15 protein-coding genes are annotated in these 17,332 nt (G+C 35.9%); 4 read left to right on the forward strand and 11 right to left on the reverse strand.

Translation table 11 applies throughout. The features are described 5' to 3' along the window. Positions 1 to 178: 178 nt before the first annotated feature. The 11 genes from ACAM30_RS14570 to ACAM30_RS14620 form a co-directional block, all read right to left on the reverse strand. On the reverse strand, positions 179 to 2,401 hold the full coding sequence (locus tag ACAM30_RS14570; RefSeq protein ID WP_369615326.1) for a bifunctional (p)ppGpp synthetase/guanosine-3',5'-bis(diphosphate) 3'-pyrophosphohydrolase: 2,223 nt from the start codon (positions 2,399 to 2,401) through the stop codon (positions 179 to 181). A 269-nt stretch (positions 2,402 to 2,670) separates the two neighbouring features. After that, positions 2,671 to 4,209 carry a serine hydrolase gene (locus ACAM30_RS14575; protein WP_369615327.1) on the reverse strand — a complete coding sequence of 513 codons (1,539 nt, stop codon included), beginning with the start codon at positions 4,207 to 4,209 and terminating at the stop codon, positions 2,671 to 2,673. 16 nt (positions 4,210 to 4,225) lie between these two features. After that, positions 4,226 to 5,017, reverse strand: a complete 792-nt coding sequence (locus ACAM30_RS14580; protein WP_369615328.1) for a TrmH family RNA methyltransferase — start codon at positions 5,015 to 5,017, stop codon at positions 4,226 to 4,228. Positions 5,018 to 5,310: 293 nt separating this feature from the next. Further along, positions 5,311 to 6,396, reverse strand: coding sequence for a phosphoglyceromutase (locus ACAM30_RS14585; RefSeq protein WP_369615329.1), 1,086 nt, complete (start codon positions 6,394 to 6,396; stop codon positions 5,311 to 5,313). A 271-nt stretch (positions 6,397 to 6,667) separates the two neighbouring features. After that, entirely contained in the window at positions 6,668 to 7,999 is a 1,332-nt protein-coding gene (locus ACAM30_RS14590; RefSeq protein WP_369615330.1) for a DUF58 domain-containing protein, read from the reverse strand. Positions 8,000 to 8,030: 31 nt separating this feature from the next. Beyond that, positions 8,031 to 8,645 (reverse strand): hypothetical protein, encoded by a 615-nt coding sequence (locus ACAM30_RS14595; RefSeq protein WP_369615331.1) that lies wholly within the window; start codon positions 8,643 to 8,645, stop codon positions 8,031 to 8,033. A 56-nt stretch (positions 8,646 to 8,701) separates the two neighbouring features. Next, entirely contained in the window at positions 8,702 to 9,712 is a 1,011-nt protein-coding gene (locus ACAM30_RS14600) for an AAA family ATPase (RefSeq protein ID WP_369615332.1), read from the reverse strand. A gap of 69 nt (positions 9,713 to 9,781) precedes the next feature. Then, complete coding sequence (locus ACAM30_RS14605; protein WP_369615333.1) at positions 9,782 to 10,993, reverse strand: DUF4350 domain-containing protein; 1,212 nt, start codon at positions 10,991 to 10,993, stop codon at positions 9,782 to 9,784. Continuing rightward, complete coding sequence (locus ACAM30_RS14610; protein WP_369615334.1) at positions 10,986 to 11,762, reverse strand: DUF4129 domain-containing protein; 777 nt, start codon at positions 11,760 to 11,762, stop codon at positions 10,986 to 10,988. The genes ACAM30_RS14605 and ACAM30_RS14610 overlap by 8 nt, the downstream gene beginning before the upstream one ends. Then, positions 11,755 to 12,705 carry a hypothetical protein gene (locus tag ACAM30_RS14615; protein ID WP_369615335.1) on the reverse strand — a complete coding sequence of 317 codons (951 nt, stop codon included), beginning with the start codon at positions 12,703 to 12,705 and terminating at the stop codon, positions 11,755 to 11,757. The genes ACAM30_RS14610 and ACAM30_RS14615 overlap by 8 nt, the downstream gene beginning before the upstream one ends. Continuing rightward, on the reverse strand, positions 12,705 to 13,670 hold the full coding sequence (locus ACAM30_RS14620; protein ID WP_369615336.1) for a stage II sporulation protein M: 966 nt from the start codon (positions 13,668 to 13,670) through the stop codon (positions 12,705 to 12,707). The genes ACAM30_RS14615 and ACAM30_RS14620 overlap by 1 nt, the downstream gene beginning before the upstream one ends. 20 nt (positions 13,671 to 13,690) lie before the next feature. Between ACAM30_RS14620 and ACAM30_RS14625 the strand changes: the two genes are divergently transcribed. The 4 genes from ACAM30_RS14625 to ACAM30_RS14640 all read left to right on the forward strand — a co-directional run bounded on the left by ACAM30_RS14625 (position 13,691) and on the right by ACAM30_RS14640 (position 17,325). After that, the gene (locus tag ACAM30_RS14625) at positions 13,691 to 14,434 is read left to right on the forward strand and encodes an RDD family protein (protein ID WP_369615337.1); all 744 of its coding nucleotides are present in this window, start codon (positions 13,691 to 13,693) and stop codon (positions 14,432 to 14,434) included. Positions 14,435 to 14,623: 189 nt separating this feature from the next. Then, the gene (locus ACAM30_RS14630; RefSeq protein ID WP_369615338.1) at positions 14,624 to 15,487 is read left to right on the forward strand and encodes a hypothetical protein; all 864 of its coding nucleotides are present in this window, start codon (positions 14,624 to 14,626) and stop codon (positions 15,485 to 15,487) included. Positions 15,488 to 15,579: 92 nt separating this feature from the next. After that, positions 15,580 to 16,182: a trimeric intracellular cation channel family protein gene (locus ACAM30_RS14635; protein ID WP_369615339.1), complete on the forward strand. Its 603-nt coding sequence runs from the start codon at positions 15,580 to 15,582 to the stop codon at positions 16,180 to 16,182. 171 nt (positions 16,183 to 16,353) lie between these two features. Beyond that, on the forward strand, positions 16,354 to 17,325 hold the full coding sequence (locus ACAM30_RS14640) for a GNAT family N-acetyltransferase (protein WP_369615340.1): 972 nt from the start codon (positions 16,354 to 16,356) through the stop codon (positions 17,323 to 17,325). Positions 17,326 to 17,332 lie beyond the last annotated feature (7 nt).

Below are 17,332 nucleotides of genomic sequence, written 5' to 3' on the forward strand. Positions count from 1 at the left end.
GATAATTTTTTATTTTTAATGAATAAAAGTTTCGGGTTTAAAGTTTAGTTATAAAACCCTTATAGATAGGTTAAAAAAGTTATGAGTTATGAGTTGTTAGTTGTTGGTTTTGGCTTTTGAACTTCGTGAATCTGAAACTTGAAACCTGAAACAACAAGCCATAAACTATAAACAATTTTTAAGTTCTGTACTCCCTTGTTACTTTATCAACTCCGTCGATTTTTTTAATGGCATTGATCATTTTCTTCAAAATGGTATTGTTTTGAACGATTACAGCAATTTGTCCATGAAAAATTCCGGCATCAGTGCTTAACGAAATGCTTTGGATATTCACGCTCATATTGTTCGAAATTACTCTGGTCAATTGATTGGTAAGTCCTAAAACGTCCATTCCTGTTATGTTGATAATGGCTTTGAATTCTTCCTGAGAAGAGTCAATCCATTTGGCACTCATGATTCGGTAAGCATAGTTCGACTGCATGCCAATTGCATTCGGACAGTCTTTTTTATGGACTTTAATTCCTTCATTGATGGTTACAAATCCAAAAACATCATCTCCCGGAATGGGGTTACAGCATGGGGAGAGTTTATAATCAAGTTTGTCATGTTCCGTTCCAAAAACCAGCATGTCGTAGTTACTGCTGATGATTGGTTTGTGAATGTCTTCTGAAGCGGTATTCTCTTTGTTTCGCTTGATTTTATTTTTGAAGAAATTGATAAACGTATTGCTTTTTTGCGCCGCATAATCTTTTAATTGTTGATTTTCGATCGCGCCAATACCCACTCTGTAAAATAAATCTAAACTCGTTTTAAGTTTGAAAAAGTTTACCAACTCATTGATAACTTGTTCGTTAATGGTGATTTTAAGATGTTTTAATTTTCGGGTAAGGAGTTCTTTTCCTTCTTCGGCGATTTTTTTAGTGTTCTCGTTCAGAACATTTTTAATTTTGGTTTTCGCACGCGAAGTTGTCACATATTCCAACCAGTTTACAGTTGGTTTTTGATTAGGAGAGGTGATAACTTCTACCTGATCGCCGCTTTTCAATTCGTGATTTAAAGGAACTAATCGTCCATTGACGCGTGTTCCTCTGGTTTTTATTCCAATTTCGGAGTGGATGCTAAAGGCAAAATCAAGCGATGTGGCTCCTTTTGGCAGTGATTTGATTTCTCCTTTTGGTGTAAAGACGAAGATTTCTTTGGAATATAAATTCATTTTAAAATCTTCGACAAAATCTACAGCATTGGTTTCCTGATTTTCTAATGCTTCACGAAGTAAATTCAGCCATACATCCAAACCGCTTTCTTCGGTTGCACCGTTTTTGTATTTGTAATGGGCTGCATATCCTTTTTCGGCAATTTCATCCATACGTTCGCTTCGAACTTGTACTTCAACCCAGCGGCCTTTTGGTCCCATAACAGTAATGTGCAGGGCTTCGTAACCGGTTGATTTTGGTGAGGAAATCCAGTCGCGCAAACGACTCGGGCTTGGTCTGTAATGATCTGTAACGATGGAATAGATTTTCCAGGCTATAAATTTCTCATCATGCTGATCTGATTTGTAGACAATTCTTAAGGCAAATTTGTCATACACTTCGTCAAAACTCACATTTTGAGCACGCATTTTTCGACGAATCGAGTAAATAGATTTCGGACGTCCTTTGATGACATAATCGACGCCTTCACTGTCTAAAGATTTCTTTAAAACATCTGAAATGTCTTTGATATAAGCATCCTGTTCTTCTTTTGTCTCTCTGATTTTGCTTACAATGTCGTTGTAAACTGCCGGTTCTGTATATTTTAATCCTAAATCCTCTAGTTTGGTTTTGATATTGTAAAGTCCCAAACGGTGGGCAAGAGGAGCGTAGATGTAAAGCGTTTCTGAGGCGATTTTGGTCTGTTTGTATTCCGCCATCGAATCCATCGTTTGCATATTGTGCAGACGATCGGCAAGTTTGATCAAAATAACACGAACGTCATCGTTCAGTGTCAGGATCATTTTTCGGAAATTTTCGGCCTGCATAGAGGCATTTAAATCCCTCTGAACCAATGAAATCTTAGTTAGACCTTCTACTAATTGTGCAACTTTCGGATTGAACAAACGTTCAATATCTTCTACGGTTATCGGAGTATCTTCAACAACATCATGCAACAGGGCCGCAGCGATAGAGGTCGCTCCCAAACCAATTTCGGAGGCAACAATTTTCGCAACTGCAATAGGATGAAAGATATACGCTTCTCCGGATTTACGTCTTTGTTCTTTGTGTGCATCAACAGCAACATCAAATGCATGGCGGATAAGTTTTTTGTCGGCTGGACTTAAAGTCTGATAACTGATTCGAAGTAATTCTTTATACTCTTGTGCAATCGCTTTATTTTCTTTTTCAATATCTATTTCTATCATAACGGCATAGTTCAAGTACTAAAAATAAGAATAAGTTTGAATATACGCAAGGGAATGAAGGGTTGATTTTGGATTGTAGATTTTTGATTTTATGCTGTAGATTTTGAGAGGTCAAATCGAGCGGAGTCGAGATTTTTTTGTAATAAAAAAGGACTTCGGCTTCGCTTAGTCTGACTTCGGCTTCGCTCAATCAGACAAAGATTAGTTTTTCAGTTCTTGTTTCATTATCCAAATTGTAAACTGCGACTGCGACTGAAAACTGAAAAAAACTATTCTTTAGAAAAATCCAGATCCTGGAAATCATAACTAAAGTCAGTTAATTCAGAAATTGGAAGCATTTTTAAGTTAAGGACTTTGCCATTTTCGTCGTATTTAAAAAGCAGATGGGCATCAGCATGAAAGAAGGCATTGTTCCATTTCACAACGTAATTTCCGTCTTTATAGAAAAATACTTCTCCGGCCAGTTGAGGCGAGCGCTTAGAAGCAAAATATACCTTTCCTTTTTTCTCGGTAATGGTAATTTCACCAAACCAGTTGTCTTTGTAAGTTCCGGTGATTTTAGAAAAATCAGTTTTTAGTTTGTCTTTTTTGTTTTTGGCAACCGTTGCCCAAACTTCATCAGTTACTTTATCGGCCGATGCTTCGCTGTCTTTCATTCGGCTGCTGTAAATCGTTACATAGTCATCTGATTTAATGCCCAAATAACTGTCTTTTATCGTATTGGTAATTGCGCTAAATGCTGCTCCTGACTGCTGATTGGTTAAAACAATAATACCTAATTCTAATTCCGGAATCAAAGTGGTTTGAGTTACATTTCCTTCCAGTCCTCCTGTATGGGAAACCTGTTTGTATCCTTTTACGTCACTCAGGAACCAGCCTAAACCATAGCCGGAGAAATGAGTGTTGTACGGTGGTCTTGTTTTTGCCGGAATAATGGTTTGCAATTGCCACATTTCATTGTGTTCTTTTTCTGAAAACAGCTGTTTATTATCGGCGTATTTTCCGTTATTCAGTTGCAGTATAGCCCATTTACTCAAATCGTTTACACTGGAATAAATTCCGGCTGCTCCGTCAAAAAGCGGATTTTCATAACGTTTTATGGTTTTGAGTTTTCCGTCAACCGGAACATGAGGTGTGATGACATTTGTGGTATCTTTTAAACGTTTTACTGAAGCGACACTATTGTTCATTTCAAGAGGTTTCATCATGCGTTCTTCCACAAATTCAGCCCAGGTTTTACCACTTACTACGTGTACAATTTCACCTGCAACGATGTATAGTAAGTTGTCGTAATCGTATTTGGTTCTAAAATCGGAAACAGGTTTTAAATACCTTAGATTGTGAATAATATCCTGCGCTTTGAAATCGCTTCCATCCGGCCAGATCATCAAATCACCGGCTCCAAGTCCAAGTCCGCTTCTGTGGGTTAACAGGTCACGGATCGTGAATTCACGGGTTACATAATCGTCGTACATTTTAAAATCGGGAAGGTATTTTACCACTCTGTCGTCCCATTTTATTTTACCTTCGTCAACCAGCATCGCCAGTGCTCCCGAAGTAAAAGCTTTACTGTTGGAGGCAATCCCGAAAAGGGTATTGGCATCCACTTTTTGCTGTGTTGCGATTGATTTTACACCATAACCTTTTGCCAAAACTACTTTTCCGTCTTTTACAATGGCAACTGCAATTCCGGGCACATCAAATGCTTTTAGGGTACGGTTGACCAGATCATCTACTTCCGGATTGGTTATTTGTGCTGAAAGGGTAAAGCTAAATAATAAGGCTAAAAGTGATAATTTGTAGTTCATGACGGTATGTTTTGGTTTAGTTAAATCCGCGTTGACGTTTGGCTTCGAAAATTAAAATTGCGGCGGCCACCGAGACATTCATGCTGTCGATTTCGCCCTGCATCGGAATGATGATATTCTGAGTGGCAGCATCTCGCCAGTCTTGTGTTAAGCCGGTAGCTTCTGTACCCACAACCAGAGCAGTTGGGGTGGTGAAGTCCTGCGTATGATACGAAGTAGAGTTTTGTAGTGTTGCACAGTAAAAATCGATCTTCTTTTCTTTTAAAAAGGCTATGATTTCAGCCGTCGTTCCTGTTGCAATCTGATTGGTGAACAAACAGCCAACACTGGAGCGCACAATATTCGGATTGTATAAATCGCTTTTTGGATTGGCAATCAATACGGCGTCAAGATTGGCAGCATCTGCTGTTCGTAAAAGAGCGCCAATGTTTCCCGGTTTTTCAGGTGCTTCGGCAACTATAATTAAAGGATTATCAGATAGTTTTAGATCTGATAAAAGCATTGATTTGGTTTTAGCGATGGCCAGAACGCCTTCGGTGGTATCACGATAAGCCAGTTTCTGATAAACTTCTTTATTGATTTCAATAAGTTGAACGGTACTGTTGACCAATTTATGAATCTGATTTTCAGTAACCAATTCGGGTAAAAATAAAACAGTTTCGATTTCGTAACCTCCTTTTATTGCCAGTGAAATTTCACGTAAGCCTTCAATCAAAAATGTTCCGGTTTGTTTGCGGGCTTTGGCCTTTTCCTGTAGTAAAACAAGTGATTTTATAAACGGATTTTGTACTGAAGTAATTTGTTTCATTTTTTTTAAAGGTACTTAGGTTCTGAGGGGCTAAGGTACTGAGATTTTTTTTAAAAGTTGCAAAGGCTTTTTTTTGGAGGTGCTAAGGTTCTGACGTTTTTTTGAAGGTACTTAGGTTCTGAGGGACTAAGGTGCTGATATTTTTTTGAAAAGTTGCAAAGGTTCAGAGCTACAAAGGTTCAGAGGTTTTTTCCTGGAGGTATTTAGGCTTTAGAATCGTAAAAAGAGTTTGCCACAGATTAAAGGATTATAATCTTTTTAATCCTTTAATCTGTGGCAAAAAAAAAATATTCTTATTTCTGAAGTACTTCTGAAATTTCGTTCGCTACCGGATGTGGAGCGGTGAAAGTATATCCCATGATTTTTGCGATGGTTTGCGCTATCTGTTTTTGATACAGTTGAGAATCTGTTTTGATTTCTCCTTTTGGTGCAATTTCAGGGCCCATTGCAGCAAACCAAATTTGGGAGGCACCTTCAACGTCAGCACCATGGTCTGTCCATTGTGCTTTTGTTTTGTCACCACGACCGTGATCTACAGTGATTACCAAAGTAGTTTTGTTTTTGTATTGCGGATCATTTTGTACAAAATTCCAGATTTCTTTAATCCATTTGTCTACCTGATTTGCAGCGTCAAGGTACGATCTGTAGTGCCCGGCATGTGCCCATTCATCGGTTTCTCCGTAGGCGATGTAAAGTACTTTTGGCTTTTTGGTTTTAAGTTCGTTTAAAGCCTGATAGTGTGTAAAAACATCCAAACACTCATCCTGATGAAAAGGTTTAAACGAGTTATTGCGCATTTCATTCAATAACTTATGAGTTTCTGTCGGTTTGTCTCCTCCCACATTATCGAAGGCAGAAATTACGGGAAAACCGCTTCTTTTCTCATTCAAGATTCGATCAAAAGCATCCCAGGCGCCAAAAGCGGCCACTTTTCCTTTTAGTTTGGATTGCTGGTTTAAAAATTCCAGAACATTTACATTTGGGTTGTTTTTGTAATGATTGGAGTTAATGGCAACGTCAACATTTCCGGTCATAATTTCGCTGTATCCGGGATAACTGAACCAGTACGGGTTGGAAACATCAACTTTGCTTCCTAAGTCACGATTGCCATAAATTTGTCCTTTCGAAGCAATTTCTGACCATAAAAAAGGCATGATTTTTTTTCGGCTTTCCTTGGAATCAGCACTTGCATAATTCTTGTAAATATAGGTACTGTCTCCCTGATTGAATTTTTTATCATTGGCAATAGCAGGGTCCATTCCTTTAAACACTTCCTGCCATCTAAAGCCGTCTGTGGTAATGATAATAATGTTCTCGGTTTTTTGTGCATGAGACATAAAGCTTGTAAAAACGAATACAAGTACAAGTAGTTTTTTCATTTTCTTAGAAATTACAAAGGTTCAAAAGAACAAAGGTTCAACGATTTTTTGACTAATCTTAATTTTTATAAAGAACTTGATGTTTTAATAACACCGATTGTATATTCAATATAGTCAATTGCATTGTCCTATTTTCATATTACATCGGTATTATACCAAAAGAATTTGGATGAAATATAAATAAAAATGGTATAATATTTTGAAAAAAGTAGTTTGTGGCATTTCACTTCTCACAAATCACTTTTTACAAAAAAAAAAATATTTCTCACTTCTACAAAATCCCTCGGGCTTTAATTTCCAGATATTTATTGATCGCATCGAGCGTCAGATTTTCGGGCTGTGTTAGAACAGAGTGTATTCCGTATTTTTTGAGTTCGTTGGCAATTAAACGTTTTTCGAACATGAATTTTTCAGCGATCACTTTGTCGTAAATCTCCTGAATGGTGTCTGTTTTTTTGTTGATGATGGCATTTAGTTCGGTATTACTGAAAAAGACAACTACCAGTAAATGACTTTTTGCAATTCCTTTTAAATAAGGCAATTGTCGGTTTAAACCGTCCATCGTTTCAAAGTTAGTGTACAAAATGATTAAACTTCTTTGATTGATGTTTTTTTTGATGTCGACATACAAACGGCTGTAGTCGCTTTCGAAAAAATCGGTTTTGATATTGTATAAGGTCTCGAGAATTTTTTGCATTTGAGAAGCCCTTTTTTCGGCAAAAACACGGTTTTCTACTTTTTTGGAGAATGAAAAAATCCCTGCTTTGTCCTGTTTTTTCAGAATAACGTTCGATAAAACCAGGGTCGAATTTATGGCATAATCCAGTAAACTCAATCCGTTAAAAGGCATTTGCATGGAACGGCCTTTATCGATTGCCATGTAAACGGCCTGTGATTTTTCGTCCTGAAACTGATTGACCATTAAAGCATTTTTCTTGGCTGTGGCTTTCCAGTTTAAAGTTCGAAGGTCGTCACCCTGAACATATTCTTTAATTTGCTCGAATTCCATGGTATGACCAATTCTACGGATTTTTTTGATTCCGTACTGGTACAAATTATTTGAAAAAGCCAATAGATCGTATTTTCGCAGCTGAATATAAGACGGATAGGTGGGAACCATTTTGTCTTTATCGAAAGAAAATCTTCTGGAAATTAATCTTAGCGGTGACGAAACATAAACGTTCAGATAGCCAAAGTAATATTCGCCACGTTCTGTAGGTCGTAATTCGTAGCCAATTTCTTTTTGCTCAGCAGCTTTAACGGTTTTTATAATTTTGAAATCACGTACCTGAAACTGAAACGGAATTTCGTCGATGATCTTAATTGAAATTTTAAAGGTATAATGGTTTTTAATTGTGATCGTTACAGGATTCAAATCTCCGTTTGAAAGTTTTTCCGGTGTGGTTCTTTCTGCTTCAATGCCTGTTTTACTTAGATATAAAAGAAGTATGTCAAGCCCTGAAAAAGTAATTAAAATTAAAACTACAAACCAAACCGCATTGTACAAATTAGGAAAAATAAAAGCACAGACAAATGCTCCAATAATGCCTAAAAGCACATAGAAGAAAAAGTTATTGAGATATAAGCTTTTGATGAATTTCAATTTTAATAAAATTAGGGTTAAAGGTTTTTTACTATATTTTAGTAAAGCTTTTATAATCAAAACCGTCTAAGGTGGCTATTTTCCAGATTCCATTTTCTTTCACTGCTGTTACTTTATATTTTGGACTATCTTTCCATTCTGTCCAGGTCCAGTAAAATGTTGCTTTGTTGTTTTGGATTTTTAAGTCGTTTACTTTTAATGTTTTCCAATAAGATTCCGGATTATCCTGACAATCACACCAGGGGTTGCTATCGTTACCGTATGGAGGTAATTCTCCAACCCAATATTCAATCTTACCGCTTTTAAGATTCTCCCCAATTTTCAGCGCAATTTTGTTATAATTGTCGATAAATTGCTGTGCAAAAAAAGTAGAGTTTTTAAGCTCGGTTATTATTTTATTATGCGCTTTTGTATTTAATGCTACATATTTATCTCCCTTTTTATTTTCGATAACATCAAAGTCGCCTTCTGTTTTTTTGGTTTCGATCCATTCATAGGTTTTTCTTATTAACGTTTCAATTTGTTGTTTGTCCGTTAAAAAATAAACAGACCTATTGGTATTTTTCAAAGGCTTAGCATGCATTGATTTAAAACTTACCAACGAAAGGCATACAAAGGATAAAAAGAATACTTTAGAAAATTTCATTAAAAAGGGGTTTGTTATTAAGCATAGTATTGAAAACTGTGTACTGCGACTGAAAATTATCTTGGAATTTCGACAGTTTCAATAATTTGTCTGATGATTTCTGAACTTGTGATGCCTTCCATTTCACGCTCAGGAGCTACAATTACACGATGCTGTAAAACCGGAATGGCAGCATCTTTAATGTCTTCAGGAGTAACAAAATCACGTCCGCGGATGGCAGCAAAACCTTTGGCGGCATTCAAAATGGCAATTGAAGCACGTGGAGAGGCTCCCAGATATAAGAACGCATTTTCACGGGTATTGACTACAATTCGTGCAATGTATTCCAACAGATTTTGCTCGACTCTGATTTGTTTTACCAAAGCCTGGTATTCTTTTATTTCCTTAGCAGAAAGTATTGTTTTAACAGCTTCTAATTTTCCGTGATTTTGTAGTAAATGTTCTCTTTGAATGATTAAAATTTCTTCATCGAGTTTTGGATAATCGATGGTGATTTTGAATAAAAAACGATCCAATTGTGCCTCCGGCAAACGATAGGTTCCTTCCTGTTCAATTGGGTTTTGAGTGGCAATGACCAGAAATGGAGTTTCAAGCTGATAAGCCGATCCGTCAATGGTAATCTGACGTTCTTCCATTACTTCAAAAAGTGCGGCCTGTGTTTTGGCAGGGGCACGATTTATTTCGTCGATTAAGATTAAATTGGAGAAAATCGGACCTTGTTTGAATTCAAATTCGGATGTTTTTAAATTAAAAATCGAGGTTCCTAAGATATCAGATGGCATTAAATCCGGTGTGAATTGTATTCGGCTAAAGCCAATGTTCAGGGTTTTAGACAATAGTTTGGCGGTAATGGTTTTGGCAACACCCGGAACTCCTTCCAGTAAAACATGTCCGTTGGATAAAATAGCCACCAAAAGCTGATCGACCATTTTGTGCTGTCCGACAATTACAGTTTCGAGTTCTTTTTTGATTGCGCTAACGTGATCTAAAAGAGGCGCTAAGTTTATTCTGGTTTCAAAATTCACATTTTCATTGGTGATTTGAGATGTTGTATTGATATCGTCCATGATGGTCAGTTTTTCTTTTATGGTTTGGCTACTTTTTTTGTCATTTCTGACAAGAAATTGTATTTATTTCTAATGTAAAATCTTTTCTATGGCATTGTTAATTCGGATCAGATCTTCTTCAAGACTGCCGTGATAACTCTTTCGATGTTCGTTAATCAAAAATACGAGTTCCTGAATATCCGTTACATTTTTACCTGTTTTATGATGCAGTTTTTGAATAAAATGATCGTCCAGTTTCGTGGTATCGATTAAATATTCATTCCTGATTTTCTCTAAAAAGTAAATGATCTTTTTATCAATAATGTTAGCGTGATCGCCTTCCTGATAATATAAGTTTCCAATAGTCTTCGTGAAATCAACGGTTAAATTAGGCAAAGGTTTTAGTATCGGAACAATTCGCTGTTTACGCTTGGCATTAAAAATAATAAAAATCAGCATTCCAAACAGAAAGAAATACCAGGCCCATTTTAAACCGGGCTGACTTAAAATGAACCGCAAAGGCGATTCGGAAATACGCTCGTTGTTTTGCCCTTTGGTGTACCAAAAAATATCTCCTTCAGGTAAACAGGATAACACATTTTCTGTATATTGAAAATGGTCTCCCTTCAGTAAGTTGTAGTTTGTAAAAGCGACAGGCTGAGTGTGCAGGTAAAAATGCCCTTGATAATAAGGAATTTTTATAAAATTGATATGCTTTTTTGCTTTCTTGACCGAAGAGATCTGATAACCCAGCACCGTGGTTTTGGCGGTATCAATTTTAGAAAAATAACCTTCTAAGGTCTGTACAAATTCATATTTTTTGTTCTTCAGTTGTGGATTAGCCAGCCAAACAGTGGTGCTGCCTGAATTGAGATAATCAGCATTTACATCTACTTTTAAACTGTCTAACAGATATTGAGGAAATTCTTTCATGCTCAAAAAAGCATTGTTTCCACGCGATACAAAATAAAGAAGTTCGTTTACAGATTCTTCATCAATGGTATTGGATTCGGAGATGTTTAGAAAAGTTCCTTTTATTTTGTAATTTTCTACGAGACTGTCATTGTCATATTTGGAGTTCAGATACTCATAAGGAGTTAGGTCTGAAATTCGTTCTACAATATGATTCTTAAAAAAATCATTGATTTCGTTGTTGAAAACGTAAAGCCCGAAAGGGATTTTGTCATTGACAGAATAGGTGGGTGTCCAGTCAATAGGTTTTGGCTGTTCCCGATCTGCGATCAGAATTAAAGCCAGAATAAGAACCAGTACAGCAATATAAATTTTAAGTGTTTTACTCATTGCTAAAGGTTTTTAAGGCATTCTTGAATCGGTTTTCGGCTTTTCTGAAAGTGGTTTCATCAATTTCAAACTCACCATACCAGATGTAATTGTACAGATAAGACAAGTAAGTAAACTCTTCTTTGTGTGCAGGTTTTTGAAGTTCGTATAAATAATCGGAGTTGGTTTTTTCGATGTCCCATTCGATATAATTATTCTGTGCCATAACCTTCAAAAGCCATAGATAGTAGTATCTGACGGCAGCTCTTTTTTCACCGGATTGTATGCTTTCTCTAATCAGTTTATCAAAATCTAAAAGGTGAATGTTTTTTTCGATTTCAGAATAGATAATGTTTTTTTTCTTAGAGTTCTTTCCAAAAATCCATTGTCCTTCTTTATTAATGATGGCTTTTACAATTAAATAGATGACAAAAATGATGATGAGAACGGCGATTACTTTTATCAGAACCGAAACAAAATTAATGGAGCTTTCCGGGGTTTCAAAATCGAACCAGTCTCCTAAAACACTGGCCAGCCATTCCTTAAAACGCTGCCACAAACCTTTTTCAGGAGCTTTAAATTCATAAACAAAACTGGAACCGGTATACCTTTTTTTGAAATTTTTAGGGAAAGTCTTAATTTCTATGGTACCGGAATCTACCCGAATATCTTTTTCAGTGTATTTTACAGCTGTTATTTTCGGAGGTTCGGCTGTAGCCAAAGTATCCTGCGCCTGAACAATGCCGGAGAAAATAAAAAAAGATAAAAGGAATAGGAAGATTTTATTCATTATCGGTTCCGATTAAATCAATGTCGCGATTTGAAATTTTATCTTTTGCTCCCAGACTGTAGTACATAATTCCCTGATTGATCATAATCATGTTGTTGAAAATATTACTCAGGGTAAATATGAGAATGAAAATCAGCGTTAGAAATAGTAGTAAGAGCGGGGAATCACTCATAGCTTCCGGGTTATAATTGGAACTTCCCATAGCCGTCAGGAAAAACATAAATATTCCGACGAAATAGAAAAACATGGTAATCGACCCCTGAATCATCTGAATCATGATGATGACTAAAAAAGTAGCTCCAATTGAAGTCCAGAAATCTTCTTTCATCAAAAGATAAGCATGGTTTAAGGATTGAAAGAAGCTTTTATCTTCTGTCAGATAAGCATAAAAACTAAAATTTACCCAGGTAAATAATGCAGGGATGGCAATCAGCAGAAGGGGAATCCCAACAATCAGAAAGCATAAAAAGAAGAGTATAATGATAACGATTAACAATACCGGAACAACCAGAAATGTAAGTCCAATACAAAATTTGATGATTTTCCAGAGGTTCTGTCTAAAGATCGCTACAATATCTTCGGTTTTAAAATTATTGGTATTTTTTTGTCCGATCAGTTTTAAATACAGGATAGGATAAGTCGAATTGAAGAGCGACAACACAATCACAGCAATAAAAAAGACAACGATAAAGCCTATTAAAAGACCAAAATTATCATTAAAATACGCAGCAAGGTTGTCGGAATTCGGATGATCTAGACTGTCATTAAATACCGCCTGAAAATTACTTTTTAAAAAGAAAAAGACCAAAGCCCCTACGATGAGAAGAAAGGCCCCGTTGATGAGGAAAAAGATCTTAAAAAAGTGTTTCCCGAAAGTTTTAAAAAAGGAAAAAGTATCGATGATGTAATCGCCCAGCTGTCGTTTTTTGTAAAGTTCAAACATTAGGATAAAGTTGTTTTTTTGTGAACAATAAAAGGGTAAATCAAATAATAAAATGAAATTATAGCTAAAGTAAGTAAAATGATAAAACTGCTTAGCCAATTGGGCATGTCAATGGAATATCGTGTGATAAACCCTTCGAGAAAACCCGCACTGATGGTAAACGGAAAAGTACTCAGGAATATTTTGAAACTATTTTTGAAGCCTATTTTAAAAGAACTCATTCTCGAGAAAGTTTTAGGAAACAGGATCGAAGCCCCCAAAATAAAGCCCGCAGTTGTTTCGATTACAATCGTAAAAATCTCCATGGAACCGTGAATCCAGATACCACGTACACTTTTCCAGAAAACACCCTGTTCGTAAAAGAAATACTGAAAAGAGCCCAGCATGATACAGTTTTGAAGGAAAATGTAAAAGGTACCCAGACCTCCAAAAATTCCATAAATGTAACATCTCGCACCTACATAAAGGTTGTTCATGGTAATGCCAATAAAACTTCCCCAGTTACTTCCGGAGCCGTATACAGCCATTGGATTTCCTTTTTTGATATTTTCCAAAGTCATGTTCACATAAGAATCACCCAGAATAAGACGAACAAAATCCTGATCGTATCGGGCAGAAACAACTCCAATTCCCACCGTCAGAAAAAACAGCGCAAAAGCATACAGTAAATAGCGTTTGTATTCGTACATCAGCAAGGGAACTTCAGTAACAAAGAATTCCAGAAACTTATTTTTTTCCGTTCGTTTTGTTTTATAAATTTTCTGATAAATTTGTGAAGCGAGATGATTGAGGTAAATAACGGTTTTGCTCTTCGGATAATACGTTTGGGCATACGACAAATCATTCATCATTTGAATGTACAAATTAGCTAACTCGTCAGGATTTTTTTTAGCTTTACCAAAAATAGCTAGCTCAAATTCCAGCCATTTTTCTTTATTTTGTTTTATGAAGGCGACTTCTCTCATTGCAGGCTAAAATATAAAATATGTCAGAATTATCTATAAATACGACACAAAATGTCAAAATAAATTTTATCGCCGCAACGATAGGAGAAAGAATAGGTTCTTATTTCATTGATTTAGCTATTAAAGTGGCTTATGTGACTGTAATTTCTCTGATATTTTTTTACGGATTAAATTTCGATAAAGTGCTGAACACCTTAGACAACTGGTCGAGAATGTCTATAATTTTATTAATGTATTTTCCATTTATCATTTATACCATAACCTTAGAAAGCATTTTTGAAGGACAGACAATTGGCAAGAAATTAGTAAAAATAAAAGTGGTAAAAATTGACGGTTATCAGGCGGGATTCGGTGATTATTTAATGCGATGGTTTTTCAGATTAGTTGATATTTCCGTACTTGGAGGAATCGTGGGACTGATCTCCATAATTTCGAGTCAAAAAGGACAGCGATTGGGTGATATGGTTGCCGGAACAGCTGTGATTACGTTAAAAAATAAAATCAACATCAGCCACACTATTCTGGAGGAAATTGGTGATGCTTATGTCCCGACTTATCCTTTGGTGATTAAATTATCGGACAACGATATGAGAATTATCAAAGAGACTTTTCAAAGTGCATTGGCCAAAAACGATCATGAAATCATTTATAAGCTGGTTGCCAAAATAGAGAGTGTTACCGGAATTAAAAATCAGTCGGGTAATAATAGTGACTTTTTGAGGGTTATCCTCAAGGATTATAATTTTTATACACAGAATATGTAGCATTTAAATGGGCTAAAAAAATGATGATAAATGTCATTTTATCAAGTTTATAATTTTTGTAGTTTTACTAATACTAAAATCAACTTACCGTAGTATTGGTTTTTAAGTTGTATTATCGTGGTAGTTATTGATTTTAGAAAGGCGTTACCGAAAAGCCTCCAGAGTAGGATCATTTAAATTATTGAAATTATGAAAATTACAAAGATTTTTGCAATTATAATGTTACTTATATCCGTTACTAACTTTGCTCAGACCGGAAGCAAGAAACTGGATAAAATTATAAAGAGAGATTACCAGATTATTGAATGTACCATTGCAAAAATGTCGGATAAAACGGTCGAGTATTCCTTACCGGGAGAAACACTGCAAATTTCACTTGATGTATCTCAGATTGCGAGAATTGATTTTGCCAGCGGGCGTTCTCAAACTTTTGATGTATCTGCCAATACTGTAGTGTCAAACAATACGAGTTCAGGTAATTCAGGACAGGTGATTGCTGCCGCAGGAATGAAACCCAATACTATAGCTGTGCTGCCGGTGCCTTATGTAAACTCAGGCACTTTAGAAAGTTCAGAAGAAATGGCAAAATTTGCCCAGAATGATTTGTACAATAAATTACTGGATAAATCGTCAAATATTTTTCCGTTAACCGTTCAGGATCTAAGAGTAACCAACAGTTTATTGCACAAAGCAGGTATAGACTATAAAAATATCGATGAAACTCCAATCGAAGATCTTCAGCAAATTTTAGGAGTGGATAACGTCATCGCAACAAAAGTGTCGTATACTGTAACTGAGGGTTCAGTAGCTTCAACTTATAACAGCGGAAACGCTAAAGTGAGTGACAACAATAAAAAAGTTAAAACAAACGATATTTCGACTACAACGTCAAGTACACAAACCTACTACAATTACATGGTTTATTTTGATATGTACAAAAACGGAACGAAGATTTACTCACAAACCCGTAAGCCATTCCTGAACATAAAAGACAGTTGGATGGATTCTGTTTCTTATTTGTTGAAAAGAAGTCCGATTTATGTAAAAAAATAAATTACGGAAAAGAAGGAAAGTTAGCATAAAGAAAAACAGCTTCAACCTTTGTATCTTTGCGCCTCTGCATCTTTGCAGCTAAAAAATAAAAAATGTTTCATTTATTAGATATTATTGGTACAATGGCTTTTGCCATGTCGGGTGCTTTAACAGCGATGCATAAAAAGCTGGATCCGTTTGGTGTTTTTATCATTGCTTTTGTGACGGCTGTTGGTGGAGGAACGCTTCGTGATGTGCTGATTGGCAGAACACCTGTAGGATGGATGCTGGATTTGCAATATGTATATGTAATCATCCTCGGGTTTGGATTTGCCATTCTTTTCAGAAAAAAGTTCGACAGACTGCGTACTTCGCTGTTCTTGTTTGATACGATCGGATTAGGTGTTTTTACCTTAATTGGACTCGAGAAAGGAATTCTGATTGGTTTGCATCCGGTTATTTGTATTGCATTAGGGACCATGACGGCTTGTTTTGGCGGTGTGATTCGGGATATTTTGTGTAACGAAATTCCAACCATTTTTAGAAGAGAGATTTATGCAACCATCTGTATTTTTGGAGGAATCGTATTTTTTATCCTGAAAAAACTGAATTTAGAAGACGATGTTTTGTATTTAGTAACTTCGGTCGTAATGATTGTTACACGTTTATTAGCCGTAAAATACAAATGGTATTTACCAGCATTTGAACACAAGTAAGATTTTAAACAATAGCAGTGTGTTGAAAAATTAAGAGCCGCGAATTCACAAACAGAATTTAAATTTTTGTTAGACAATAAAAATTAAATTTGTGAATTCGCGGTAAACTTTTTTATAAGTTTGTTTCAACAGAACTCAAAAGAGAACTATAAAATTACTACAGAAAGCGGAATGAAATATACCGTAAGGAATTATCATAAAAACGATTACGAAATATGGAATGCATTTGTGGCGCAGGCTAAAAATGCAACATTCCTGTTTTACCGTGATTTTATGGAGTACCACGAAGACCGATTTAAAGATTTCTCACTTTTGGTTTTCAAGGATGATAAATTAAAAGCAATTTTACCAGCGAACAAAGTCGGAAATTTGGTTTACTCACATCAAGGATTGACTTACGGAGGCTTGGTCTATAGCGAAAAAACAAAACAAGCTGACGTTATTGAAATTTTTCAGGCAGTTTTGTTCTTTCTGAACGAGAATGAAATTCTGAAACTGCATTATAAAACCCTTCCTTCTATTTATCGTCTAAAACCTGCAGAAGAAATTTTGTATGCTCTGTTTTTGGCTGATGCAAAACTGGTACGCCGTGATTCACTTTCGGTAATCGATTTATCGCAGGAAAATGTGGTATCAAAAATTAGGAAAAGAGGTTATCAAAAAGGAGTTTCGAATCAATTGATCATCAAAGAAGAGGTTGATTTTGAAGTGTTTTGGGATGAAGTTTTAATTCCCAATTTGAATAAAAGACACAATGCAAATCCGGTGCACTCAGCAGAAGAAATGTATGATCTGCAGAGACATTTTCCTCAAAATATTCATCAGTTTAATGTTTATTTAGAAGATAAAATTGTGGCCGGAACCACCATTTTTGAAACTGAAACGACAGTGCATTGTCAGTATATTTCGAAGAATGAAAAGGAAGACTTAGGAAGCCTGGATTATTTATATCATTATCTGATTCAGAAACGATTTGCACAAAAGCGATTTTTTGATTTTGGAATTTCGAATGAAAATCAGGGAAAGAACCTGAATGAAGGTTTGTCGTACTGGAAAGAAAGTTTTGGAGCGGGCACGATAGTTCATGACTTCTACGAACTGGAAACGGCAAATTATAAGAAGTTAAATGGTATTTTTGTTTAAATAGAAA

Source organism: Flavobacterium sp. CFS9, from assembly GCF_041154745.1.
In the GTDB taxonomy this organism is placed as follows: domain Bacteria; phylum Bacteroidota; class Bacteroidia; order Flavobacteriales; family Flavobacteriaceae; genus Flavobacterium.